The organism is Fredinandcohnia onubensis (assembly GCF_002734285.1).
GTDB lineage: Bacteria > Bacillota > Bacilli > Bacillales > Bacillaceae_L > Ferdinandcohnia > Ferdinandcohnia onubensis_A.
In genome coordinates this window covers 13,999-39,232 of the sequence record NZ_NSEA01000019.1, presented here as the reverse complement: position 1 = coordinate 39,232, position 25,234 = coordinate 13,999, and the positions used below count along the sequence as shown (strand labels likewise).

21 protein-coding genes, 3 pseudogenes and 2 riboswitches are annotated in these 25,234 nt (G+C 35.0%); of the genes and pseudogenes, 3 read left to right on the top strand and 21 right to left on the bottom strand.

Features of this window, described 5'->3' with window-relative positions; translation table 11 throughout:
• Positions 1-21 precede the first annotated feature (21 nt).
• The 9 genes and pseudogenes from CKJ95_RS23890 to CKJ95_RS17450 all read right to left on the bottom strand — a co-directional run bounded on the left by CKJ95_RS23890 (position 22) and on the right by CKJ95_RS17450 (position 8,898).
• The gene (locus tag CKJ95_RS23890) at positions 22-1,599 is read right to left on the bottom strand and encodes a recombinase family protein (protein ID WP_257215856.1); all 1,578 of its coding nucleotides are present in this window, start codon (positions 1,597-1,599) and stop codon (positions 22-24) included.
• Positions 1,600-1,605: 6 nt separating this feature from the next.
• The gene (locus CKJ95_RS23885; RefSeq protein ID WP_257215839.1) at positions 1,606-1,737 is read right to left on the bottom strand and encodes a hypothetical protein; all 132 of its coding nucleotides are present in this window, start codon (positions 1,735-1,737) and stop codon (positions 1,606-1,608) included.
• Between the two features lie 281 nt (positions 1,738-2,018).
• Positions 2,019-3,571 (bottom strand): annotated as a pseudogene (locus CKJ95_RS17480) (YifB family Mg chelatase-like AAA ATPase).
• Complete coding sequence (locus tag CKJ95_RS17475; RefSeq protein ID WP_099354725.1) at positions 3,568-4,128, bottom strand: transposase; 561 nt, start codon at positions 4,126-4,128, stop codon at positions 3,568-3,570. The pseudogene CKJ95_RS17480 and the gene CKJ95_RS17475 overlap by 4 nt, the downstream one beginning before the upstream one ends.
• Before the next feature lie 1,155 nt (positions 4,129-5,283).
• Complete coding sequence (locus CKJ95_RS17470) at positions 5,284-5,835, bottom strand: DUF7713 domain-containing protein (RefSeq protein ID WP_099354724.1); 552 nt, start codon at positions 5,833-5,835, stop codon at positions 5,284-5,286.
• Between the two features lie 159 nt (positions 5,836-5,994).
• Positions 5,995-6,813, bottom strand: coding sequence for a MetQ/NlpA family ABC transporter substrate-binding protein (locus CKJ95_RS17465; RefSeq protein WP_099354723.1), 819 nt, complete (start codon positions 6,811-6,813; stop codon positions 5,995-5,997).
• A 27-nt stretch (positions 6,814-6,840) separates the two neighbouring features.
• Positions 6,841-7,086: pseudogene (locus CKJ95_RS17460) on the bottom strand (ABC transporter permease subunit); the annotation flags it as partial.
• Positions 7,087-7,093: 7 nt separating this feature from the next.
• Positions 7,094-7,465 (bottom strand): annotated as a pseudogene (locus tag CKJ95_RS17455) (ATP-binding cassette domain-containing protein); the annotation flags it as partial.
• Between the two features lie 38 nt (positions 7,466-7,503).
• A complete protein-coding gene (locus CKJ95_RS17450; RefSeq protein ID WP_257215838.1) occupies positions 7,504-8,898 on the bottom strand; it encodes an LLM class flavin-dependent oxidoreductase in 1,395 nt (464 codons plus the stop codon).
• Positions 8,899-8,989: 91 nt separating this feature from the next.
• A riboswitch (SAM riboswitch) is annotated at positions 8,990-9,091 on the bottom strand.
• Positions 9,092-9,250: 159 nt separating this feature from the next.
• Positions 9,251-9,360, top strand: a riboswitch (SAM riboswitch).
• A 78-nt stretch (positions 9,361-9,438) separates the two neighbouring features.
• Between CKJ95_RS17450 and CKJ95_RS17445 the strand changes: the two genes are divergently transcribed.
• Together CKJ95_RS17445 and CKJ95_RS17440 are read left to right on the top strand one after the other, a co-directional pair.
• Complete coding sequence (locus CKJ95_RS17445) at positions 9,439-10,599, top strand: acyl-CoA dehydrogenase family protein (RefSeq protein WP_099354925.1); 1,161 nt, start codon at positions 9,439-9,441, stop codon at positions 10,597-10,599.
• A gap of 321 nt (positions 10,600-10,920) precedes the next feature.
• Positions 10,921-11,700 carry a Fic family protein gene (locus tag CKJ95_RS17440; protein WP_180271568.1) on the top strand — a complete coding sequence of 260 codons (780 nt, stop codon included), beginning with the start codon at positions 10,921-10,923 and terminating at the stop codon, positions 11,698-11,700.
• Between the two features lie 153 nt (positions 11,701-11,853).
• Here the strand turns inward: CKJ95_RS17440 and CKJ95_RS17435 are convergent, their stop codons facing one another.
• Positions 11,854-12,081, bottom strand: a complete 228-nt coding sequence (locus CKJ95_RS17435; RefSeq protein ID WP_099354721.1) for a hypothetical protein — start codon at positions 12,079-12,081, stop codon at positions 11,854-11,856.
• A gap of 142 nt (positions 12,082-12,223) precedes the next feature.
• Positions 12,224-12,376, bottom strand: a complete 153-nt coding sequence (locus tag CKJ95_RS23520) for a hypothetical protein (RefSeq protein ID WP_180271566.1) — start codon at positions 12,374-12,376, stop codon at positions 12,224-12,226.
• Between the two features lie 277 nt (positions 12,377-12,653).
• Between CKJ95_RS23520 and CKJ95_RS17430 the strand changes: the two genes are divergently transcribed.
• Positions 12,654-13,370, top strand: coding sequence for a hypothetical protein (locus CKJ95_RS17430; protein ID WP_099354720.1), 717 nt, complete (start codon positions 12,654-12,656; stop codon positions 13,368-13,370).
• A 108-nt stretch (positions 13,371-13,478) separates the two neighbouring features.
• Here CKJ95_RS17430 and CKJ95_RS17425 read toward each other — a convergent pair whose 3' ends face one another.
• The 10 genes from CKJ95_RS17425 to CKJ95_RS17380 form a co-directional block, all read right to left on the bottom strand.
• Complete coding sequence (locus CKJ95_RS17425; RefSeq protein WP_099354719.1) at positions 13,479-14,645, bottom strand: nucleotide sugar dehydrogenase; 1,167 nt, start codon at positions 14,643-14,645, stop codon at positions 13,479-13,481.
• 93 nt (positions 14,646-14,738) lie between these two features.
• Entirely contained in the window at positions 14,739-16,169 is a 1,431-nt protein-coding gene (locus CKJ95_RS17420; protein ID WP_099354718.1) for an oligosaccharide flippase family protein, read from the bottom strand.
• Between the two features lie 57 nt (positions 16,170-16,226).
• Positions 16,227-17,480, bottom strand: a complete 1,254-nt coding sequence (locus tag CKJ95_RS17415; RefSeq protein WP_099354717.1) for a hypothetical protein — start codon at positions 17,478-17,480, stop codon at positions 16,227-16,229.
• Positions 17,481-17,558: 78 nt separating this feature from the next.
• Positions 17,559-18,800 carry an O-antigen ligase family protein gene (locus tag CKJ95_RS17410; protein ID WP_099354716.1) on the bottom strand — a complete coding sequence of 414 codons (1,242 nt, stop codon included), beginning with the start codon at positions 18,798-18,800 and terminating at the stop codon, positions 17,559-17,561.
• A 93-nt stretch (positions 18,801-18,893) separates the two neighbouring features.
• Complete coding sequence (locus tag CKJ95_RS17405) at positions 18,894-20,048, bottom strand: glycosyltransferase family 4 protein (RefSeq protein WP_099354715.1); 1,155 nt, start codon at positions 20,046-20,048, stop codon at positions 18,894-18,896.
• Positions 20,049-20,061: 13 nt separating this feature from the next.
• Positions 20,062-20,667, bottom strand: a complete 606-nt coding sequence (locus CKJ95_RS23515; protein ID WP_180271567.1) for a CatB-related O-acetyltransferase — start codon at positions 20,665-20,667, stop codon at positions 20,062-20,064.
• Between the two features lie 13 nt (positions 20,668-20,680).
• Positions 20,681-21,808: a non-hydrolyzing UDP-N-acetylglucosamine 2-epimerase gene (gene wecB, locus CKJ95_RS17395; RefSeq protein WP_099354714.1), complete on the bottom strand. Its 1,128-nt coding sequence runs from the start codon at positions 21,806-21,808 to the stop codon at positions 20,681-20,683.
• A 3-nt stretch (positions 21,809-21,811) separates the two neighbouring features.
• Positions 21,812-22,921 carry a capsular polysaccharide biosynthesis protein CapF gene (locus CKJ95_RS17390; RefSeq protein WP_099354713.1) on the bottom strand — a complete coding sequence of 370 codons (1,110 nt, stop codon included), beginning with the start codon at positions 22,919-22,921 and terminating at the stop codon, positions 21,812-21,814.
• A 16-nt stretch (positions 22,922-22,937) separates the two neighbouring features.
• The gene (locus CKJ95_RS17385) at positions 22,938-23,975 is read right to left on the bottom strand and encodes a nucleoside-diphosphate sugar epimerase/dehydratase (protein WP_099354712.1); all 1,038 of its coding nucleotides are present in this window, start codon (positions 23,973-23,975) and stop codon (positions 22,938-22,940) included.
• 21 nt (positions 23,976-23,996) lie between these two features.
• Entirely contained in the window at positions 23,997-25,205 is a 1,209-nt protein-coding gene (locus tag CKJ95_RS17380) for a glycosyltransferase family 4 protein (RefSeq protein ID WP_099354711.1), read from the bottom strand.
• Between the last annotated feature and the right edge of the window lie 29 nt (positions 25,206-25,234).

Below are 25,234 nucleotides of genomic sequence, written 5' to 3'. Positions count from 1 at the left end.
TGGTTTATGTTTGAACTATATTCACTTTTTCTTCTTACGAGGTTTGCCCTTCTTCCTCAACCGCCAGGCCATCTTTTCATTTCCAATCGCGGTCAGCTGCAAGCCAAATTTCAAATCGTAGACAATCCTTCCGTCTGGATGAATGACTCCCTTTTCAACTATTCGGCTGAAAATATCTGGCCGGAATTCAATCCGTTCTTTGTCTGGCTTGAATTCCTGAATGGCTTCTAATTCTTCCAGAAACCATGCTAGGTCTTTTTCCGCTTCATGACCCTTTTGTTCTCTGTCCTCAAATTCATAAATCTGATTTTGCAACTCCACAATCTGGTCCGTTATAGCCTTTATTTGGTTTGGATCGCCGCCATGCTTTTCACCTTCCTCTACCGTATCGTAGAGCTGGTAATATAATTGCTGCATCTCTTCCTTAACTTGTTCTATCCTCTTTCGTTCGTCGTCATCAGGGGCATGGTCTTTGAACGCTTGCCTAATATCATCCTTAACCCCTTCATTATTTTTCATTTCTTGTAAAAGTGCCATAAAGGTATGTTCCATCGATATTTCTCTAAATCCACGTACTTCACAAGTTTCTTCAACATACTTTTTCTCGGCAGTTCTGCACCGCCAGTAATGAACGCCACCTTTTGAACTTCTTACGTGAATTACCGGTGCTCCACATTCGGAGCAATGAAATATGTTAAAGAACTCTTGGCGGTCGTGAGGCCTTTTTTTACTTCCTTTTCTATTCTCACTTCGATTGTTCATAATTTGTTGAGCCGCTTCCCAATCTTCCCGACTCACGATTGCCGGATGGTGATCCCTTATTGTGTACTGAGGCAGTTCACCTCTGCTTTCAGCCTGTCTTCCCGATAATGTGTCTGTTACGTAATATCGCTGGTACACAAAGTCTCCACAGTATATCGGGTTAGTAATCATGCTATCCATCGAGGTACTATGCCACTTCTTTCTTCCTCTGGCTGTTTCAATGCCGTCTTCAGTCAATTCAATACATATTTGATTTGTCGTTTTTCCTGCTAAAAGCTCACGAAAAATGCGGTGAATCACCTCGGCTTGCTCTGGGTTGACGGCCAGATTCCCATCTTCATTGTAATCATAGCCGTACCTTGCATACTTTGTTTTAAACTGACCTCGCTCCGCTAACCTACGCTTTCCCCAAGCTACTGATTCTGCAAGGCTTCTGCTTTCTTCTTGAGCCAGTCCACTATATACCGTCAGCATCACTTCGCCATCTTCATCTAAAGTTCGTATATTCTCTTTTTGAAATACCACCTCGACCGGAGGCTTCATTGCTTTTAGCATACGCACCGTCTCAAGCACATCAACTTTATTTCTTGCAAACCTTGAAACTGACTTAGTAATAATCCGATCAATTTTTCCTTTTTTACAATCCTCGATTAAACGTTGGAATTCTGCTCGATGTTCTGTTGTCGTTCCACTTACTCCTTTATCAGCGTACACTTTGACAAGCGATTGATCTGGATCTTTTAAATTGTAATATGTGTAGTATGCGATCTGCGTTTCCAAACTGCCTAATTGGTGCGGTACTTCTGTACTGATTCTGGCATAAGCAGCTGTCCGTATTTTAGTTTAATCCTTTTTTCTCTCTACTTGGCGATTAAGCTGATTAGCGTAAAGATTAAATTCCTTTTTAACATTTTGATAAAAAGTTGCCGGATCCGTTTGTTGAACTTCACTTTCCTTCTCTAAAGTCTGATTCAATTTAGGTACCCCCTTTTGTGTGGGAGCTTCAGACAATTCTTGATTAGGAGTGGGTTGGTGTATTGAATCATTCATTTCCTGAACATGATCAGGTACCCTACAATCTCCTACATTTGTCTCCTCCTGGTCAAACCATTTAATAATACACGCTTCTTTTGAAAAGACCGTAGTACTGGTAAAAATAAATTAATAGTACCCTAATATTCATTTGTCCTATGATATCTTTGGGGTCGGACGAACAGACCATCTTTCTCTAAATACTTTGGGGATTTTTCCTGGCTTCAATGTGACCTAGAACCTGGGACGCGGGACCTGTCCCTCTGTCCCACAATTCGGTTGTTATCGGTGGAACGACTTAGGGTCATTGCTTCCCAGATTGCCTCTTCTGATATTTGGTTTTCTTCTCTTAAGTCTGATATTGTACGGGCTAGTCGCATCATTTTCACTTGGATTCGGTTGCTCCACTTCTTTTTGAGTGCCATTTGTTGTAGGAGTTGTTTGATTTTCTCTGATGGATTACTTGTCTTGATTAACAATTCATATGAGACTCGTCCATTGCAAATTTCTTTGTCGTATCTTTCATATTGACGATTACGGGCTTTGACGACACGTTTCCTAATCATTTCGGATGTCTCGCTTTGGTCATTACTCTTCATGTCCAAACTGATAGATTGTAAGGATAAGGTAATATCAAATCGATCACGTATTGGGCCAGATATCCGGTTTTGATAGAATTGGATTTGTTTTGGAGTGCATGTACAGTAATGAGAACTTGACCCCAAATAGCCGCAGGGACAAGGGTTCATAGCGCCAATTAAAAGAAAGGCGGCTGGATAGGTTACAGTTGAGCGTGCTCTGCTGATGGTGACTTTCTGTGTTTCGATGGGTTGTCGTAGCATGTCTAATGTTTTCTTAGAAAACTCCGCCATTTCATCTAAAAACAGTACCCCGCGGTGGGCCAATGATATTTCACCAGGCTTTGGGTTTTGACCACCGCCGATAATCGATACACTAGATGCTGAATGATGAGGATTGCGGTAAGATGGTTGATTGATTTGTAAAACCTCGCTTCCTGCTAATTGATACAAGCTTACCTTTTCGAGTTGTGCCTCGTTTGATAATGGCGGTAAAATAGACGGAAATGTTTCAGCAAGCAAACTTTTTCCACATCCAGGTGGTCCTGCCATAAAAACGTGATCTCCCCAGCAGCGGCGATTTCTAGCGCACGTTTTGCAAATTCATGACCGATAATATCTTGGAAGTCTTTTTCATATTCGATGCTATCATCTTGTATAAGTTGAGGAGAGTGAAAAGGAATCAGCATTTGGCCGGAGAGATGTTGAATGACTTCATGAAGGGAGGAAACAAAGACAATATCGAGCCCCTCCATTTTGATATCCGGTAGATTTGGAACGAATGGCATGTATACGATTGTGAACCCTAATTTTTTTGCGGCTAAAGCTGCTGCTAGTAAACCTTCAAACGGTAAAATGGAACCATCTAATGATAATGCTCCAATAAAGCATGTAGTGGCCGGAATTTTAACCCGTATCACAGCCGTACTTTTGAGAATTCCGATAGCCATAGGTAAATCAAAGATGGGGCCATTCTTTTTCTGCTCAGATGGGGAGAGATTGACAACTGTCTTCTGATCTACTAACTGGTGGCCATATGAATGAAGTGCTGTAGAGACCCTTTCCTTTGACTCTTTAACCGAGGCATCGGGCAGCCCGACAATTAGAAATGCTTCCATGCCATCGAGTGTTTGGACCTCAACTTGAACCCGATAGCCTTCAACTCCTTTTAGGCCAATACTCATGATCTTTGCAATCATTTTAACAACTCCTGTTCTTTCTTTATAGGGTTTTCAACAAAGTGCTTATAATTTAATGTGAGTGGTTCTTGAAAATAGGAAAGTGTTTTGCGTGGAAATACATGGTGATTATCTACTAGATTAAGATAGCTAGGATAACTACTCCATTCATAGGATGATAGGTTTTTCACCATCTTTGCCTCAAGGGGATTACGATGAATATAGCGACTGACTTCAAGAAAATACTGATCTGTATCGATTATCTCTGCTCCATATCGTCCTTGGAAAACATGTCCATCATAATGATATTTCTTATTAAAATAAATGGCATACCTAGAGTGCATTTCTTTCATAATTAATTGAATATGGAAATTCGTTGTTTCGATTTGAAGATGTATATGGTTGGTCATCAAGCAGTAGGAATGAAGATGAAAGGGGTACATGGAGCGAACGTCCTCGAGGATTCCTAAATAGGTAAGATAATCATCGCGTTGATTAAAAAGTGAAGATCTCCGGTTTCCCCTTGCAGTGATATGATACATAGCACCAGGAAACCAAATTCTATGCTTTCGTGTCATTTAACTCCTCCTTCTGTTAACCTATTTCTTTTTCAAAATTCAATTTATCAAATAGTATGAAAACTGTCAATTAAAATCCAACACTGTCGAACTAAATAGAAGAAGTGAAAGTGAAACATAAGCACCAAACATATAAAATATTCATTTGTACTTTTACCTTGGCGGGGGGAAGGCCCGTTATTCGAAGCCCCAGATTTCGTCAATATCTGCTCATAATTTGTAGATATTTCCCGGGAATTTGTTGAAATTTGAAAAATAGTGATAATTATTGGGGACGTGGGTAGATTTTCTACTATATCTGGTTTCACATTCTCATATATCGCCCAGCGATATATAAAAAAGCTACAAAAAATTGATAGTTCCATGCCACTTTCTAACTTACTTTAACCCTGTAAAACTTTACCTTGGCGGGGGTCAGGCCCCAAAATTCAACACTGTCGAACAAAAAAGAAGAAGTGCAAGTGAAACATAAGCACCAAACACTAAAGTATTCATTTGTACTTTTACCTTGGCGGGGGTCAGGCCCAACATATTAAATTAATTTATTCAATATGTTTTTTTCAGACTACGGAAGTGCTATAATAATATTATAAATATAGTATAAAATATTAAAAAATCACACAAACTAAAATAACCGCATGGTTGCAGCCATACGGTTATCCAATTGCAAGTTCACAAAGTGAGCGATTGGCAGTAATAAGGTTTAATTACATGAGTAATCCACCCGTTTCCGACCAAAGAGCAGGGTGGATTACTTTTTCATTTTATCGATCAGTAGTACGACTAAAGTTATAAACATGATCATAAATGTTGCTGTAGCCATATCCAACGGTGTCACCCCCGTTATAGGAAGCTCAACCGCCCACCCTGCTATGCAATTGTATTTTAATCATAGCAGAAATTGGACTAGCGTACTACAAAGATAATTAATGTTGTAGAATTTATATGGTTAGATTCCCACACAGCGGGGGCCAGGCCCCAGAATTCCGAAATTAACATTTTCACAAAATACTTGATTAGTACAGATTGTTACTTCCCGAATGAGTGTATCTACAAATTGCACATGCCGATGCCATACCCTTTTCATTCGATCTTGGCATGTATCTCATTCTCTTTATCACTACTGTGGAGATCGTGCCCTAAAACCAATGTGAATTATTCGGCATCATCCGTTAAATCATACGTCTTTATTTTAAACTGAAAACCTTCATACGACATGAGCATCTTCCCGAGTTCATCCCATGTAAAAGGCTTTCCATCAACGATAACAAGCGGTGTATCATCTGAAGTCTCATCATATTGGATGAGGCCTGTAATTTGATTATTAATGATTGTATGGTAAGTCTGTCCATTAGGAAAAACTCCATTTTTCACTTGTTGTGTACTTGTGCCTCTTCGTGCCTTTGCGATTAATTTGTTAAGTAGTTCTTGCTGATTACAGTTTAACTCTCCATGTACAGCAAATTTATAACCATATTCTATGTTTTCACTAGCTTCTAAGAAAATCCCAGTGGGATATAGTCGCCTTTCAACACTAAAGGTACGACTAGTGCCCTGATAGTCCTTCAACGAAAAGCTTTCAATCAGCGGCTCAAGTTCTACTTCTAAATCCTCAACCATGAGTTCATTATAACAATCGTTACATAAATACATGCTACCAAATATTATTTTCACCTTGTTAGATTCACAGTGCTCACACCGGTTCATACATTCACCTACATAATTTTTCTTCAATTCTATCATAAAGGCAGTAGAATAAACTATAAGTGGCAAGTGTAAATCCATGCAGGAACATTAGTTCTGCACTCTTTATAAATTACTTTAACCCTGTAAAACTTTACCTTGGCGGGGGTCAGGCCCCCTTCTTTACTTCATCCAATCAGGTCTATGGAAGCCTTGAAACTGTTCATCTATTACTTTCTTGAATGCATCTGATTCTACTGCTTCTTTAATGTCTTTTACATATTGCTTATCAATATTTTCCGTTTTTATAACGACTCGGTTGATGATGTTTTCAGGCAGTTTATCTCGAACAAGAGCAGAAGTTAAGTCTAGTCCAGCTGATATCGCAAAGTTACCATTAATTGCAGCAAGGTCTACTGATTCTAAGGTTCGTGGTAATTGGGCTGCTTCAATTGGCTTAAATACTAACTCTTTAGGATTGCTCGTGATGTCTTTCTCGGTAGCTCGGAGGGGATCGATATTACTATCAAAGTCGATTACTCCATTTTCTTTTAATACGGTAAGCCCTCTTGCTAGATTCGCAGGATCATTGGCTATTGCAACTGTACTGCCCTTTTCGATTTCATCCAATGAATCATACTTATTGGAATAAATGCCAATAGGTGCCGTTGGTACCGTAATCACGCTGGTTAATTCCATGTTATTTTCCTTAGCAAATCCATCCATATACACTTTGTGTTGAAACAAATTTGCATCCAAAGACCCGTTGTTAAGAGCAATATTTGGTTGTACATAATCATTGAATTCTTGCACTGTGACTTTATATCCTTTTTCCTCAAGGTAAGGCTTTACTGCTTCTTCAAGCATGTCACTATATGGAATGGTTGCACCCAACACTAACTCTTTCTTTTCTGCACCAGATGCCGAACTGTCATTAGAGCCACAAGCAGAAAGTACACTAACCACTAGAAATGATAGAAGTAAAAAGATCATTTTTTTCATTTTTCATTACCACCCAGAATTTATTTTTTATCGCTTGTTAACAGCCTTTGCTATAAAGTCTCCAAAATACTGAACGAATTGTACTAACACAATTAACAAAATAACCGTAGTGAACATCACCGTATTATCATAGCGATAGTACCCATATCGAATGGCTAGATCGCCAATTCCTCCACCGCCGATTGTACCGGCCATTGCGGAATAACCAATAAGACTAATAGCAGTAATGGTTAACCCTGTAATGAGACCAGGTTTTGCTTCTGGGAGGATGATGTGCCTACAATTCCTCCACCCTTTCTCTTATAATGCTATTTTCCACCCCTGCAGCCTTTAGGGCAAAAGCAACATTCTCATACACTGTTTTGGAAGCAACCAAATGGAACCCTTGAAAAATCATGCCAATTGATTGCCTTGCTTTACGGAGTTCTTTGCTCGATAACTGCAAGAGATCAACACCATCAACTTTAACGATACCAGACGTGGGTCTCTCCAAAATATTCATACACCGTAGCAGCGTACTCTTTCCGGCACCACTGTAGCCGACAATACCAAATATTTCACCCCTATTAATTGTAAGCGAGACATTATCGACACCGATAATTCTATTCTTTTTGCTGACATATTCTTTTGTTATATTCTTCAACTCAATCATAAGAGCTGTTGCCCTCACTTCCATCTCCAGACATATTTCTACTGTTTAGCAGGGACACGTCTATATTTACTACCAGGGTGATCTTCTGGCAATATACTTTTACCCTGTGGAAACAACTTTTCTCGTAACGTACCTTGCTTATATTCAGTTTTGTATAAGCCACGTTCCTGTAAAATAGGTATAACTAAATCAACAAAGTCTTCCAAATCACCAGGTGTGACTAAATGGTTTAAGTTAAAGCCGTCTACCCCTGATTCTTCAAACTGGTACTGAATCGCATCAGCCACCTCTACAGGGTTTCCGACAATGATACTGTTACGGTCCAATGACTCAAAACGGTTCAATACTTCACCTACTGTTAATTGTTTTGGTGCATCCTTGGTAAGCAGAGCGGCTTTATAGTGCCCGCCTTCTGTCTTCTTTTTATATCCAAATGGCTCATCTGGATCTACATCTTCATATTCGGCAATGTCATATCCACTTGCCCCATACTGTGCTTTTGCAGCATCTGGGCTCCACATCTTGTTGTATTCCTGAAATTTCTGTTCTGCTTCCTCCGTCGTTTCTGCGACGATCACACTTAAGAAAGAAATGATTTTGAGATGTTCTGGATTACGGCCGTGTTTTTCCGCTCTCTTTCTAATATCGTCTGCATAATATCGAATTCTTTCAGGCGTCGGACCTCCAACGAAGATACATTCCGCATGCTTTGCAGCAAATTCACGCCCTTTTTCAGATGTACCCGCTTGATAAATAACAGGTGTTCGTTGTAATGAAGGTTCACTTAAATGCGGCCCTTCGACTTTGAAATAAAGGCCTTCATGATTAATTTCATGTACCTTATCTGGGTCAACAAGCGTTTTATTTTTAACATCTTCAACAACTGCATCATCTTCCCAGCTTTGCTCCCACAATTTATACGAAACATCGAGGAATTCATCTGCAATATCATAGCGCTCATCATGCTTAATCATATCTTGCAGACCGAAGTTTCTTGCAGCATTTGGTAGATATGAAGTTACTACATTCCATGCAATTCTTCCTTTTGTTAAATGGTCTAAGGTAGAGAAACGTCTAGCATTACCAAAAGGTGCTTCATATGTAGTACTTACTGTAATTGCAAAGGACAAATTTTCAGTGACATGAGCCATTGCAGAAATGAGCAACGCGGGATCATTTAATGGTACCTGCAATCCATCTCGAATGGACGGCGCTTTACTCTTTTGATACACATCATAGATTCCAAGGACATCCGCGAAAAATACCGCATCAAACTTCCCTCTTTCTAGAAGTTTCGCCAACTCTACCCAATAATCTAAATCCTTATATCGACGATGTCTTTGATTTTTCGGATGCTTCCAAAACCCATGTGAATTATGCATGGAACTATTCATTTCAAAGGCATTTAAGATTATTTGTTTTTGGTTACTCAACTTTCATTCCTCCAATTGATAAAATATTTTTACAAATAAAAAAACCTCTTCTAAGAAAAGAAGAGGCTTTTACACACAAAAGCACAATCCTTCCTTATCTATCAAGCTTATCGCTTGCTGGAATTGGCACAGTGCTAGTAAGCCTGTTGCCGAGGTATCAAAGGGCCAGTCCCTCCACCTCTCTTGATAAAGAAATCAGTTTATTAAATTTAATCCAAAATATACATGAGAATGAAAATATTGTCAACAAGTATTTTTAATATTTTTATTATTCATATTTGGATTTATTTTTTAAATCTTGACAACCATAAAATTATCGTATAATGTGTATTCTAAAATTACATAGTTTCAAAACTTATCAAGAGTCAGGGGAGGAATCTGGTCCTACGATCCTGCAGCAACCTCTTATTTATTAAGAAAGGTGCTAATTCCAGCAGACATAAGATGTCTGACAGATGAGAAAGGATAGATTATCCGAAGTCCTCTTTCGTCGCCAAGAAAGTGGACTTTTTTATGTTAAAAATGGATGGAGGAATGAGTATGACAATTGCATTTGTTCAATCAACAGAAAGTAAGATCCAACAAAATTTACTAAAACAAGCCGAAGAGTTAGCTGAAACTTTTAGAGAAAGGTCTGCCGAAATTGACGCACAGGGAAAATTCCCTTTTGAAAATTTTGAGGACTTGAAGCAAAAGGGGTTCTTAGCACTTACTGTACCAATTGAGTATGGGGGCCATGGTATTAACCTATATGAATATCTCAAGATTCAAGAAATTATTGCGAATGGGGACGGACCAACTGCCCTGTCTCTCGGCTGGCATCTCGGCGTGATTCTCGAAGCAGCTGAAAGTAGAAACTGGAACGAAGAAAGCTTCGCCAAGATATGCGATTTAATCGTAAATCAGAAAGCACTCATTAATCTTGCTCAATCAGAACGTGCGACAGGAAGTCCTTCTAGAGGTGGCGTGCCTACGACTACCGCGATTAAAGAAAAAGACGGATGGCGCGTAAATGGAGCTAAAGCATTCACTTCCATGGCCATTGCACTCGATTATTCCATTGTTTCAGTTGATGTCAATCAAACTGGTACAAAAGGGTATATTTTAATTGATCATAAACTTGACGGGGTTCAGATAAAAGAAACCTGGGATAGTGTTTCCATGAGGGGTACTAAGAGTGATGACCTCATTCTAGACCAAGTCCTTGTCCCTGAGGATGCATTATTGGTAGAAGAGGATATCAAAAAACCTTCACCAAAAGGCTGGTATCTGCAAATCCCTGCTGTGTACATTGGGATAGCTACTTCCGCTAGAGATTATGCAATAAAATTTGCTTCTGAATATAGCCCTACCACCCTACCAGGTCCGATCAAAGATGTACCAGAAGTACGAAGAAAAATTGGAGAGATAGAATTAGAATTATTTAATGCTCGCGAAGTCCTCTACTCTGTCGCAAGAAAATGGGTTGAACAACCTGAACAGCGAGGTAATATGGGGGCAGAACTAGCAGCTGTAAAACATATCGCAACAAACAGCGCAAACAAAATAGTGGATTTGGCAATGAGAATTGTTGGAGCTCGAAGTCTTTCCGCACAAAATCCTCTCCAACGGTATTTCCGTGATGTTCGTGCAGGGCTTCATAACCCTCCAACAGATGATGCAATCGTTTATAGCCTTGCAAAATCAGTGTTAGATGATTAAGAGTATATTACCTATATTCTAAAAATGACACCATTTTTACAAATGGTGTCATTGAAATATGTATTTTTTGTGAAGTAAATACCCTTGAAGCTTACGATTCTGTAGCTGCCGTCTTTCTTTTTTTTAGAGGTTCAAAGACCATCTGCTTTATATTTTCGCTTGATTAATATCATCATATACTTCTAATTCACTTTGAAAAACATGCGACAAAACACTGTAGTTCCACACCACTATTTATTTCACTTTAACACTGTAAAACTTTACCCTTGCGGGGGTCTGGCCCCGAAATTTGGGATGGAGAAAATAAAAATTGGCTACCCCTTGACCGAACGATTAATTCGAGACATGCATACGATATTAATGGAAAACACTAGAGGATCTACAAGTACAGCAGGAGATTATCGAAGAATTCAAAATTTTATTGGTCCCAGTAACAATATAAAAGATGCATCATATATCCCTCCTGAACCTCACCTAATCGCAGAATACATGACAAATTTGGAGCGTTATATTAATAGGCACCCATATAAATCAGAGAATGAGCAAGATCCCCTTCATCCACTAATTAATGCAGCAATTATTCATGCACAATTTGAATCTATTCATCCTTTCTTAGATGGAAATGGACGTTTAGGGAGAATCTTAATTGTTTTATATCTCCTACAATCAAAAATTATCGATTCGCCATTCTTTTTTATTAGCGAGGAACTGGAGAGAGAAAGATTTAAATATTATGCACTATTAAATGGAGTAAGATCCATTGGACGTACAGAACCTGATTGGAAAAGTTGGATTCTATTTTTCTTAGACGCTACTATGCGAATGGCAGAAAACCATTATGATAAATTGGATCAAGCTGAAAGGCTATACCAAGAGGGAGTCTCCAAACTACAGCAACCTTCCACCAAAAAAGTTTGGGGAGCCATGTTCTCGAATCCGATTGCCACTGTTAACCAGATTAAATCTACTACTCTTTTAGCAGCTCCAACAATAAGAAAGAGCCTTACTGAACTTGTACGATTAAACATGATTTATGGTGATGACCGCCAGAGAAACCGCCGCTTCTATCAATATGATTTAATTAGAATCATGTCAGAATAAACTATATATTATTTGAGGCCCCCCCTTCCATATCCTTCAGCGAGGGGGGTCCTTGTTTTCCCCGGTGTGTCAAAGTGACTATACGTTCTATAGCTTTCGGGATCATTATTGCCTATATTATAGACCCGATCTTTTCTAAAATCTTTTAATACTTTAGTACTGTAAAATTTTATCTAACCGGGGGTCAGGCCCCGCATTCCGTCTCGCTTTAGGTTTTCCGCTTACCTGTTTGAATTTATCTGTCGCAAGTTCAACTTCCCAAACCTGCTTACATCTTCCACACTTCGTTTGCACGGGACCACATGCTTGATCCCCCTTATCAAACAACCTGTAACCACAGGCAGGACATTTTACTCGCGTAATGTTAGCTTCTCTAATCATTTGTTTTCCTCCCAACTATGCTGAAGCTATTTAAATGAAAAGTATTCCTTAATTATATTTTACACAGGAACATACGTTCTGTACAGTAAGAATAATAAACATCTGTCAAATAGTAACAAATTTGTAGATATTGATTAGATGATTACACTGCTTCCCCATGAGCCTGATTATTTAAAAATGATACATTTATCACCTTTTTGCACCTTGGACATTTTATTTGCACTTCAGCTTCCTTTGCTGAAAGCATGTCCATTAATCTTTTTGTGCACACTGGACATTTTACTACTTTGGCCATTGATTCCATCCCCTTTTAAACATCATGTAATGAATTAAATTTAGTATTGTTAAAACTTCATTTTATGTATTGTTTGTAGTCAATAGATGTAGTAAAAAAATATGTGAGCAAAATAAACAATGCACCAAATGATTTTCCCAACAACTAATTTTGAAATTATTATAGCACGGTAGTATAATTAACACAACAAATATATTAACTTGATTTTTATTTATCGTTGACTACAATCAACACTTGAAATATAATAAGAATATAAGATAGGATGAGGTGGAATATAATGAATAATGAGGAACAATTCAATAAAGAGGAGTTTGCCGTGCTACTTGACCGGGCGAAAGGTGATAGATCCATAAATAATTTCGCTAATGAGACAGGTGTAAGTGCTGCTCACATCTCCAGGTTTCTTAGACAAATGATTGCTTCACCTCCTACTCCGGAAACGATATCAAAATTTGCTGCAAAAGCACATAATGAAGTGTCTTATCAAGATTTGATGGTTGCTGCTGGGCATTTAGCTAGAAAAGATGAATCGGATGAAAATAGAAATGGCGGAGTAGAGAAATACTCTCCGATGAACTTTAGAGAGCAAATGGAAGAGTTAGAGAGAAAATTCCTACAGGTTATATTGGCTGATTTATTTGAGAGGCCATTTAAATGGAGTGTAGAAAAGACTGAGGAAAGATTTAGATTCCCTGATATGGTACTTAACATAGAGCACAATGAATATAAAAGATGGTATTTAGATTTTAGACCAAGTATTCCTGGCCGGAACCACCCTTCATTCCACCCCTTTCATCTTTATGGACGGATTGCTACATTTGAATTACTTGAAACTGATAAATTTACTATAGTTGTTAATGATGAAAAGGATTTTAATTATATCACGAGGAGACTACCATTATCTCTTCGAGCTAATTTATATGTAATGCTTATTGATCTTGAGTGGGGAAAAATATTAAAAGAAGAAATGCTGTGCAAATATAGGAAGGATTGAATATTGAGGGTTATGTTATGATGTGCATGATCCTCTTTGTGGTGGAAAAGATAAAAAGTACGACAAATAAGCCCGCCGAGCCACTTTTGGCTCAGCGGGTAATTGTAATTAATCTCTACTAAACAAATCTCTTGTATATACCTTGTCCTCTACATCACGCAAATCATCAGATAATCGATTAGCAACGATTACATCTGATACCATCTTGAATTCTTCAAAATCATTAATTACTCTTGAATTAAAGAATGTCTCCTCATGAAGTGCTGGTTCATACACAACAACTTCAATACCCTTAGCTTTAATACGCTTCATAACACCTTGAATAGCTGATTGTCTAAAGTTATCAGAGTCCATTTTCATAGTAAGCCTATAGATTCCAACAATCTTAGGATTCTTCTTAATAATCATTTCGGCAACATGATCTTTTCTTGTTCTGTTTGCATCTACGATAGCTGTCATTATATTATTTGGAACATCTTCATAATTAGCTAATAGCTGTTTTGTATCTTTAGGCAGACAGTATCCACCATAGCCAAAGGAAGGATTATTATAGTGATTACCAATTCGCGGATCTAGACCTACACCATCAATAATTTGCTTACTGTCTAATCCTCTTACCTCTGCATAAGAATCGAGCTCATTAAAAAATGCGACTCTCATCGCAAGGTATGTGTTGGCAAATAGTTTAATAGCTTCTGCTTCTGTTGAATTGGTAAATAATACAGAAATATCTTCCTTAATCGCTCCTTGAACTAACAAATCAGCAAAAGTCTGTGCTCTATCAGATTGTTCACCAACGATTATACGTGAAGGGTATAAGTTATCGTACAAAGCCTTTCCTTCACGTAAGAATTCAGGTGAGAAAATGATATTATCGGTTTCAAACTTCTCTTTTATTTTCTCTGTATAACCTACCGGGACTGTTGACTTGATTACCATCACCGCATCTGGATTGATAGATAGTACATTAGCGATAACCGCTTCCACGGTTCTGGTATTAAAATAGTTTTTCTCAGGATCATAATTTGTTGGTGTTGAAATGATAACATACTCAGCATCTTTATACGCTTTGTAATTGTCCGTTGTAGCAATTAATTTTAATTCTTTAGTTGCTAAATATTCCTCAATTTCATTATCAAAAATCGGAGATCTTCTATTATTTATCATATCTACTTTTTCTTGAATAATATCAATTGCTATAACTTCGTTATGTTGCGCCAGTAATATAGCATTTGATAAGCCTACATAACCCGTTCCAGCGATTGTGACTTTCATTTTATTAATACACTCTCCCTACATGCAAATAACATATTTACCGCACTAGCAACTTCGTGAAATAACTCTAAAAATTACTACTCCCCGACTTAATTATCGAGAATTCATTATTTTTTTGATAACAATATTTAAAAACTCTGTTATAGACGTTTCCCTAAAGATAATCAAAAATGCAAAATAAGAAAACATACCTGTCAAAACATCCCCTACTAGGTTAAAATCTAGTAAATAAACAAGTCCAAACATTAGTATACTTGCACATAAAATCTTGAAAATATTTGTTCCTTTATATAAGCTACTTATTTTAATAATTTTATTCACTCTAAAAAAGCAAATAACAAGAATAATAATTTCCCCTATTAGATACGATATAATAGCTGAATATATTCCAAAGCTATCTATAGTGAAAATAAGTAATAATATTTTTACAACTGTTGCAATAATTATAGAAAAAGTATAATATTTTTCAAGTTTATTAGGTAATATTATTTGCTGGATAAAAACATTATAAATTCCTGTAGTCAAAATTAATATAGCTGTAATTCTAAATAAGCTTTCATAGATAAGGTAATTATCCCCGAAGAATAAAACAACAAACTCTGTTGATATAGCTTGTAATCCAAAAAACATACCAAAGCATAAGATGCTAATAAAGTTTATACTTATAGATAAAGTTTTAAAAACTCCCTCTTTCTCATTTTTTGCGGAAATATTAGAAATATAAGGATATAGAATAGTCCCTAAAGCTGTTATTGGTGCTACCAATGACATTACTGACTTTAACATTTGACTATAGATACCTAATTCTACAGTAAAGTCTTCCATTTCTAAAATAATTTTATCCACATTCATATAGAGCTGGATAACAAACCCCATAAAAAAGAAGGGAAACATCCCCTTAACCTGAATACCTAATAATTGTTTGTTCAACTTTTTAAATAATGGAACTTCTAATTCACGTATCATTTTTATAGTCAGATATAAATTGGGAACTAAATTCACTAATCCATTAACAAGGAGATAAATCCATAAATCTCCACTGTCATTTACCAATAAAAAAATTAAAATAGCTCCCAATAACTTAGACACTATGTTTCTAACCATTATTTCCTTAAACTTTTCGTTTCCTGCATAATACCACGTAACATCAAAAAATGTAGCTGAAAAAAGATAAATAATTTGTATAAGGAATAGATAATAATAATCTGTTTCATAAATAAAAATCAAGAACACTATTGAAGTTACGATTGTAAAGAATGTCCTTATTATAAAAATATGATAGGTTTCTTCTTGTAATTTCGTTTGATTATCTCTAATCCGAGCTATTTGGCGAGTAGCATAGTTTTTCACTCCAAAGTTACCAAATATAATAAATATTGAAACTACAGATAATGTATACGATTCGATACCTAAATTTTCTGGCCCAAGTCTTCTTAAGACATAGGGGATTAACAAAAATGGTAAGACTAAAGTAGTTACTTGATAAATCAAACTATATATATAATTGTTAATTATCCTTCTCATTTTAGTTCCTTCTAACTATTAAGGCAAATTTGTTGGGATTACTTATTAAAACTAATTTCAGTTATTAATTCTTCTTTCGATAATATCAACCGTAAATTCTGGAGTGTTTTCAATAAAGTTTCTTTTTATATCCAATGTATTGTATTTTTTCCCCTTTTCTCTAATAAGAAACTCTTGTAAGTCTAGGAGTTGTGAATCGATATTTTTCCATGTCTCAACATTTAAAACAGAAGGATACTTATTGAAATATTCTCTTGAAATGTCGGTTTTACTAAAAGTTAAGTTAATAATCGGTTTTCCCGTACCAAACATTTCAAATATTTTACTTGGAACAGCATTCTGGATTTTGTTTGAAATGTTTACTAAAAAATCAGTTTGTAGCATAGAATTTCTCACGACTTCCTGAGAAACCATTCCATGATTAATAATCTTTAAGGATTCTCCATCATTATATTTGCTTAAAATATCATCGCAATTCCCTTTGCCATAAATATTTAATATTATATTTTGATCTATTGACTTTAAACACGCCAATAAATATTCTGGATTTCTATAATCACTATCAAGTGTACCGGCATATGTTAATACAGTAGATTGTTTATTTTCATTTTTGGTGCTAAATGAAGATAACTCATGGAAGGTTGGAAAATCAATGTAATCTATTTTTTCCCTTATAGAGTCATATTCCATACCATCATATATTGATTTTCCTCCCTTTGCTAAAAGTATATAATCCAATTCCTTAAATGTATTGATATCACCTTTGTAACATAGTTGTTTATATAACCACTTAGGCATTAAAAACGGACGTTTAGCACTATTAATTAAATCTAGATAATATGCACCACAGACTACATTATTATTATATTTTTTAAATTTCCTTAAAGCTGCTATATTTGTAAATGGTTTAAAAACCCCTATTACACAATCATATTGTTCTTTTTCATGTAAGGATTTTAATAAATTATATGTTTTCTTATTTTGTAAGATATCATTATCTGGAAATCTGTATAATAGCAAACCTAACTTTAATGCTCTCAATATTCGACAAGCTTTAAAAAATAGATTACGCAAAAAGTTCTCCTTTAAGTCTTTTTCTTTAGACATTATGCGACTATAGAATGAAGGACTTATCCGATATATGTGTGTACCATCTATTACTTCGAAAGAACTCTCATTTTCTCTTTTTATACTAACACAGTGAACTTCATGCCCTCTTTTTTTGAGTTCATTAACAATATAGTTCGTATTTATACCATTAGCAGAAGGATTTGGTAGGTATAAACTTGTTAAAATTAATATTTTTTTCATTTTACTCACACTTTCTACTGTCCTTTTACTAAACTTTTGTACTATATTGTAATTTATTAGCATATAGTAATTCCCGGGTTACTTAATATTTAACTTCCTTTTGTTAGAAATCGGGGGATTATAACTAAATATAAAAGATAAGGAGAACCAAAATAAAGAATTATTAATATAGGTGCCGCTAAACAATAACATTATTATTGGATAAATAGATAAAATAAATATAATCCTGCATTTAGGATTTATTTTAATAATATAAAACAATTTCTTTAATGCCAGAGTAATTATAAAAATAAAAATAGAAAAATACACTATACCACCTTGCATTAAAACCTCAAGAAAAATATTATGAGGATATGCTTCAAAGGCTTTCCACATCCCAAAAATACCATATCCTAATAATGGAGACTCGAAAACTAGATCAAGTGCCTTCGAATATACGATATCTCTATTTGACGTTCCAGACCAATCTATTCCATCAGTAGAAATATAAGAAAAAACTCTATTAAAGGAACTATTAAAAGTGGGAATTTCTAGTAGATTTGGCAGTGATATGAATGCTACGATTGCTGTTCCTATAAGTAACACTACATATTTAATTAGTTGAGATAGTTTCATGGTTTTCACGGTACTACTGGTAATAATTAAGAGATACGCAATTACTAATACCATTGCTCCTCTCGCTCCTGATGTGAAAACCCCAATTATTTGCACAGGAAGTATCACTAAACATAATATAAAGTAATATTTATTAGTAGTAAATTTGAACCTTTTATGATTATTTCCATAGAGTAAGTAATACAGATTTAAACCAAAGGCAAATGCTGAAATATACCCTCCTGCCTGATATGTCCCTCCAGCAATACTAAACCTTCCTCCGTAAATAAGGCTATCTATTGTAGATACAGTTATTGAAATACTAAAAATCAACATTATAATTTCAATATACTTTCCAATCTGATCAATTCGGTTATTTCTGGATAAATATATACCCATTAAAATTGATGGTACACCCCACAATATGAAATAGAGAAAACGAGTTGTTCCTGACCAAATAATACTATCAGTTAAAACTGATAATAAATAACTCGAAGCCATTAAAAAAGGAATTGTTAACACTAAAAGTTCATTTTTTTTATATCTATGTTTTTTCCTTAATGAGTCATATAAAAATAAAAGAATTCCCAAAATAAATATTGTCATGCTATATATAATGTAACTTGAACTCGATTCTGCTCCAACATATTCATATCCAACTAATGTTGAAACTGTAAAAAATATATATGAACTAAAGATTACAATTAACGAAATTAAACTTTTCAAAATATCCACCCACTACAAATTATTTTTCTAATGGTTATCTCTTTATTTATGGGTGCAATCTACCAACTTAAGTTTGATTATTTATATTATATTTTAATTAATAGACCTTTTGGCAATATCTAAATACGAAAATTCTTGCATACCCTTTTTCTCAGCTATAGATTTCATATCTAGATATTTATCTTTATCGTTTAATAAAAGGTCAATATTTTTCTTTATTTCTTCCACGGAGTCGTTAAAAAGAAAAGAACAATTGCCTCCTATATCGACATGAGATGTTCCATCCCATTTTTTGAATATTGCCGGTATACCTAAGCCAACCACCTGTTCCCAATACACAGAATGTCTTCCTGGAAATACTGCTAGATCAGCTGAGGCGAAATACTTATAACTATCTTCTCCTTTTAACCAACCAATGTATTGGATTTTTTCACCATCAATAAGATTAAATACTTCTTCTTTTAATTCTTCTATTATAGAGCCAAATACAATTAATTTCACATTTGGGTTATCTATCTTTTTTATAGCTTGCATTAAGAGTATAGTCTGTTTTTTTGCCTTATCTATTTTCCCGCCTGTAATTATTAAAAAATCTGTTGGTAGTATGTTATACTGATTTCTAATTTTGGATTTAATAGATGGATTTTTAGCTTCTTCAATTTTTTCATTATCTGCTCCCATAACTAGTAACTCCACTTTTTCCTTTGGCAATGAATAAACATTCTTTAGAAAATCAACTCTTGCGGGTAATACCCCGTAAAATTTTTCAGTAAATGGCTCAATTAATTTTGCGCATTTCTTCCATATAATTTTGTGAAGTATATTTTTAGAAAGCCAATTTGTCGCACTATTAGAAAAATCAGCATGATTATCTACATAAATTAAAACGTTAGGATTTTTCTTTACATATTTCACTACTTGCAATATATCAAGGAACTGGCATCCGTGAATAAAGATAATATCAGGCTTAGCAGACGAAATTGCTTCAAATGTCCCCACGTATCGTCGAAGTCTTCTGCTTTCTAAAGATTTCTTATATTCTAACCTTGTAACAGGTATACCATGTTCATTTACATACTGACTACTGTTTTCTAATAAACAACTCTTTCCATTTTCGTCAAATGACACAAGGGATGCAATTATTTCAACTTCCAACCCTAACAGTTTATGGTACTTTGGTAACATATTTTCTTGATAAGAATAATTATCTACATAAAAGCTAGCTAAGCATAAATGAAGTATTTTCAATTTATTAGTCCCCTTACCTTGTTTCATTTATGAATTTATTGATTTCATTAAATGATTTCGAGGCATTATACAGTGCCTCTTCATCCAAATCCCACCACTCTGTTTCAAGTAGTTTAGTGGCAGTAACTTCATTGAACCTTTTTCTAATTAATTTAGCGGGATTCCCGGCCCAGATTTCATAAGGTCCAATATCTTTAGTCACAACTGAACCCATTCCAACAACCGCCCCATCCATTATTTTCACACCACTCTTAATTAAGCAATTACTGCCTATCCAGACATCATTCCCTATTGTTGTTTTTATAGTAGTTTTATATGGATGGTTGGAGAAGTTTTTTCCCATAATATTTCTTCCTTCGTGAAATACTGGTGAGGTGGATACCCAATCTAAGGGGTGACTAGATCCACCTATCTTGCAATCCCCTGCTATTGAACAGAATTGACCGATATCAGTATTATTGATTGCCGTATTCCTACCAATGTAAGAGTATCTTCCAATTGTGACATTAACAAGATGTGTTCCTGGAGCAACTCTAGCACTTTCATTGATTTTTGAATTTTTTATGGCAGGTATCTGTAGTTTACTTATCAACTTTGAAATTAAATAGGATATTCTCATCGTTTATACCTCGTTATTGTTTTCCCCATACGATTCGGTTTACATAATCTGTATATGACAAAATAATTCTAACTACCTTATCTGATACATTAGGCATACTATAATCCTCAACTAGTCTTAATGTACCTTTTTCTTGAGTTTCTATGATTTCTAGTCCTTGTAAAATTCTTTCCTTTCCAAGTCCAACCATCATAACTGCTGCTTCTTCCATAGCTTCCGGTCTTTCATGAGCTTGTCTGATATTAAGTGCCCTAAATCCAAGAATTGAAGATTCCTCACTAATTGTTCCACTATCACTAAGAACTGCTTTCGACTTAATTTGAAGTTTCACATAATCATTAAACCCTAAAGGCTTCATAGTTTTCACTAAAGGATTAAACTCTACACCCTTAGCCTCAATCATTTTTTTAGTTCTAGGATGTGTACTCACAACCACAGGCATATTGTATTTTTCTGCAATCGCGTTTAAACTATCAACCAAATCCAGGAAGTTGGTTTCTGAATTGATATTCTCTTCTCTATGTGCTGATACTACAAAATAGTTTCCTTCTTTTAAATCCAATCTTCCTAATACATCGGAATTCTCTATGTCGTCTTTTCTAGAATTTAGAACTTCAAACATAGGGCTACCTGTTTTTATTATTCTATCGGAAGGAAAACCTTCTCTTAGTAGATATTCCCTTGCAATATCGCTATAGGTTAAATTAATATCTGCTGTATGATCTACGATTTTTCTATTGGTTTCTTCTGGTACTCTTTGGTCAAAACATCTATTTCCTGCTTCCATGTGGAATATAGGAATATGACGTCTTTTTGCTGCAATAGCACATAAACAGCTATTGGTATCTCCAAGTACCAAAAGTGCATCCGGTTTTACTTCTTCCATAATAGGATCTATTTTAACTAGTATATTTCCAATCGTTTCAACTGCTGTCCCAGTAGCTGCATTAAGAAAATAGTCTGGCTTTTTTAGATTAAAATCCTTAAAGAATACTTCGTTTAATTCATAATCATAATTTTGTCCAGTATGAACAAGCGTATGTTCAATCGCATTTGATTCTTCTAATCTATTAATAACAGACGACAATCTAATAATCTCTGGTCTCGTTCCCACGACTGTCATGACTTTTAATTTCTTCATTATTTATACCTCCACGAAATAAGTGTCTGGCTTCTCTGGATCGAAACATTCATTTGCCCACATAACGGTTACAAGATCCGTTTTTCCTACATTTACAATAGAATGAGTATACCCTGTAGGAATATCAACAACTTGTAATTTTTCACCATTTACTTGATACTCAATAATTTCTTCAGTTCCAATCTTCCTAAAACGAATTAAACCTTCTCCACTAACCACTAAAAATTTTTCATTTTTAGTATGGTGCCAATGATTTCCTTTAGTGATCCCTGGCTTTGATACATTTACAGAAACTTGTCCTCTTTCAGGTGTTCTTATAAACTCTGTAAAAGAGCCTCTATGATCGGAATTCATTTTTAAATCATAAGAAAACTGATCTTCTGGTAAAAAGCTTAAGTAAGTACTGTAAAGCTTTTTAGTTAGAGCATCCTCCATATTAGGAATACTTAAATTTGTTCTGCTTTCTTTAAAACTCTTTATAAGGTCCGCTAAATCTCCAAGTTTAATATTATGTGTTACAGGTACAACGCAGAAATCATCCTTAACAGTTGGCCTTCCCTCTAGAGCCTTAATAAATTCTTCTAACACATCATCTATATAACAAAGACTAAGCTCTGCATCCGGGTTATTAATCTGTATATCTACGCCACTAGCTATATTATGACAAAAAGTAGCTACCACTGTATTATAGTTTGGTTTACTCCACTTACCAAATAAATTTGGAAGTCGATATGCATATACTTTAGCATCTGTCTCATAATAATAATTTAATAATAAATCCTCTCCGGCCTTCTTACTTCTCCCATATGGGTTATCCTTTTCTGCTTGGATAGAAGAAGTTAAAAGCACAGGAGCTTTATTGTTATGTTTCTTTAATAGTTCTAGTAATTGAGAGGTTAAACCGAAATTACCTTCCATAAATTCCTTTTCATCTTTTGGTCTATTAACCCCGGCTAAATGAAAGACAAAATCGCATTCTTTTGTGTACTTTTCAAGTAGTGAAGGATCACTTTCCCTAGTAAACTCAAATACATTGTTATACCCTTTGTTCTTAAGCTCAGCAATAAGGTTTTTTCCTACAAACCCTTTTGCTCCTGTAACAAGAATATTCATCACTCAAAACCACCCTTTAATTCATAACGTGAATTTTTTTATTCCATTCTTTTAATTCGTTTTGTACATAATCTAATTCAAGTAGTTTTTCCTTAATTTGTTCAATGGTAAGGATTTGTGTATTATCTGAATTATACTCTTCTACACTAGTAAGCTTTTGATCTCCCTCTGCAAAATACTTATCATAGTTAAGATCTCTTTGATCTGCAGGAACTCTATAGAAGCCAGGTAAGTCATCTGCCTTTACATATTCTTCTTTGGTAAGAAGTGTTTCATAACGTTTTTCTCCATGGCGAGTTCCAATGATTTTTATTTCATTATCCGCATTAAATAATTCTTTTACAGCTTGAGCAAGGTCCCCAATAGTGCTAGCCGGGGATTTTTGAACCATGATATCGCCTGCCTCAGCATTATGAAATGCAAATACTACTAATTCTACCGCTTCTTCTAAACTCATAAGAAATCTTGTCATATTAGGATCCGTTACTGTTAAAGGCTGACCACTCTTAATTTGTTCAATAAATAATGGTATAACTGATCCACGTGAGGCCATCACATTGCCATATCTAGTTCCACAAATTAGCGTCCTATCTGGATCAACTGTTTTTGATTTAGCAACAAATACTTTCTCCATCATTGCTTTTGAAATACCCATCGCATTAATTGGATAAGCTGCTTTATCTGTTGAAAGGCATATCACTTTTTCAACTCCATATTCAATAGCAGCTGTGAGTACATTATCTGTTCCTATGACATTAGTTTTTACAGCTTCTAGAGGAAAGAACTCACATGATGGAACCTGCTTTAATGCTGCTGCATGAAAAATATAGTCCACCCCATGCATAGCATTCTTTACACTAGCTAAATCTCTAACATCACCTATATAAAACTTTAACTTTTCATTTTTGTAATGTTTCCTCATATCATCTTGTTTTTTTTCATCTCGTGAAAATATACGAATTTCTTTTATATCAGTGTCTAAGAACCTTTCCATTACAGCATTACCGAAAGAACCTGTTCCCCCAGTTATTAATAAAGTTTTATCTTTAAACATAAGAAATATCCTCCTAATTTTTTATTTAATCACTGCCATTGCTTTGATTAAATTTACATATTTATCTACATTTTCTTGTTTTGTGAAATCCCTTTTAAACAGGTCTTGTTCATCTATAGAAATTCCTCTAATAGAGTTTTCGTATTTTTCCATGATACATTTAGCTAGTCCCATTTCATCATTACTATCAACAACAGAACACTTATCAAGAGAATCTATCATTTTAGAAAACTCTGAATCTAAGTCTACACAGGCAATAATCGGCTTACCACATGATAAACACGTAGCTGTTTTACTAGGAAGAGCTGTTTTAATAATTCCTTTGCTTAAGGGTATAATGTTGATATCAGCCATAGAATATATATGAGGTGCGTATTCTGGTGGTTGCATTGGGTAAAATAATACATTCTCCAAGTTGTTATCTTTTGCATATTTCAAATACTTTTCTTTTTGAACTCCCTCACCAATTATATAGAAACGTATTTCTCTAATTTCTTTCAGGAGTTTTGCAGCAACCATAATTATATCGATATTTTGTACTTCACCAATATTTCCTGCGTACACTACCTTATAATGAGAATCCTCTATATTATTCTCCTTAATAAACTTATTACTTTTATTTTGAATATCTATTAATTCGTCCGAATAACTCCAGTTATAAATTACATTTATTTTATCCTTGTTTACCTTTTCGTTCTCTAAAGTTTTCTTCATATCAAATGAGATTGTTATTATCTTATCAGCCATTTTGTACGCACTTCTTTGTAAAAACCTCACTACTTTAAATATCGGACTTTTCTCTGACAATTTTCCGACCATTAATGCGTTCAAAGGAAATATATCCTGAACATTAAAAACAACTGGTTTCCTTATAAATAACTTTAATAAAAGAAGATGAAATATAGCCGTATTGCATGACTGCAAAAAAGCCACATCTATATCCTTTTGTTTTTTGTAATATTTCAAACAAGAAAAAGCATACATGATATCAGACAAATATCTTTTTGCAAAGCTTGTCTTCGGTACATTCTTCACTTTACATGTATCGTAAGTTAAATTTTCATTATTTGAAATAGATGGAGGTATATCAGGTTTTTGACCTGTTTTGTGTTTCTCGATAACATGAACCTTGCAACCATCTTGTAAAAGATTTTCAATTATCGATTCAAGTAAGTGGTTAGAGGGACCAGGTGTATCAAATCCACTATTTAAGACAAATAGAACCTTCATGTTTTTTCTCCTTTTCAACCAAAGAAACC

What these genes read in the sequence shown, in the direction of transcription:
- CKJ95_RS17475 (WP_099354725.1), bottom strand. Translation starts at nt 4,128, where the DNA reads ATGACACGAAAGCATAGAATTTGGTTTCCTGGTGCTATGTATCATATC.
- CKJ95_RS17470 (WP_099354724.1), bottom strand. Translation starts at nt 5,835, where the DNA reads ATGAACCGGTGTGAGCACTGTGAATCTAACAAGGTGAAAATAATATTT.
- CKJ95_RS17465 (WP_099354723.1), bottom strand. Translation starts at nt 6,813, where the DNA reads ATGAAAAAAATGATCTTTTTACTTCTATCATTTCTAGTGGTTAGTGTA.
- CKJ95_RS17445 (WP_099354925.1), top strand. Translation starts at nt 9,439, where the DNA reads ATGACAATTGCATTTGTTCAATCAACAGAAAGTAAGATCCAACAAAAT.
- CKJ95_RS17435 (WP_099354721.1), bottom strand. Translation starts at nt 12,081, where the DNA reads ATGATTAGAGAAGCTAACATTACGCGAGTAAAATGTCCTGCCTGTGGT.
- CKJ95_RS23520 (WP_180271566.1), bottom strand. Translation starts at nt 12,376, where the DNA reads ATGGCCAAAGTAGTAAAATGTCCAGTGTGCACAAAAAGATTAATGGAC.
- CKJ95_RS17430 (WP_099354720.1), top strand. Translation starts at nt 12,654, where the DNA reads ATGAATAATGAGGAACAATTCAATAAAGAGGAGTTTGCCGTGCTACTT.
- CKJ95_RS17425 (WP_099354719.1), bottom strand. Translation starts at nt 14,645, where the DNA reads ATGAAAGTCACAATCGCTGGAACGGGTTATGTAGGCTTATCAAATGCT.
- CKJ95_RS17420 (WP_099354718.1), bottom strand. Translation starts at nt 16,169, where the DNA reads ATGAGAAGGATAATTAACAATTATATATATAGTTTGATTTATCAAGTA.
- CKJ95_RS17415 (WP_099354717.1), bottom strand. Translation starts at nt 17,480, where the DNA reads ATGAAAAAAATATTAATTTTAACAAGTTTATACCTACCAAATCCTTCT.
- CKJ95_RS23515 (WP_180271567.1), bottom strand. Translation starts at nt 20,667, where the DNA reads ATGAGAATATCCTATTTAATTTCAAAGTTGATAAGTAAACTACAGATA.
- wecB (WP_099354714.1), bottom strand. Translation starts at nt 21,808, where the DNA reads ATGAAGAAATTAAAAGTCATGACAGTCGTGGGAACGAGACCAGAGATT.
- CKJ95_RS17390 (WP_099354713.1), bottom strand. Translation starts at nt 22,921, where the DNA reads ATGAATATTCTTGTTACAGGAGCAAAAGGGTTTGTAGGAAAAAACCTT.
- CKJ95_RS17385 (WP_099354712.1), bottom strand. Translation starts at nt 23,975, where the DNA reads ATGTTTAAAGATAAAACTTTATTAATAACTGGGGGAACAGGTTCTTTC.
- CKJ95_RS17380 (WP_099354711.1), bottom strand. Translation starts at nt 25,205, where the DNA reads ATGAAGGTTCTATTTGTCTTAAATAGTGGATTTGATACACCTGGTCCC.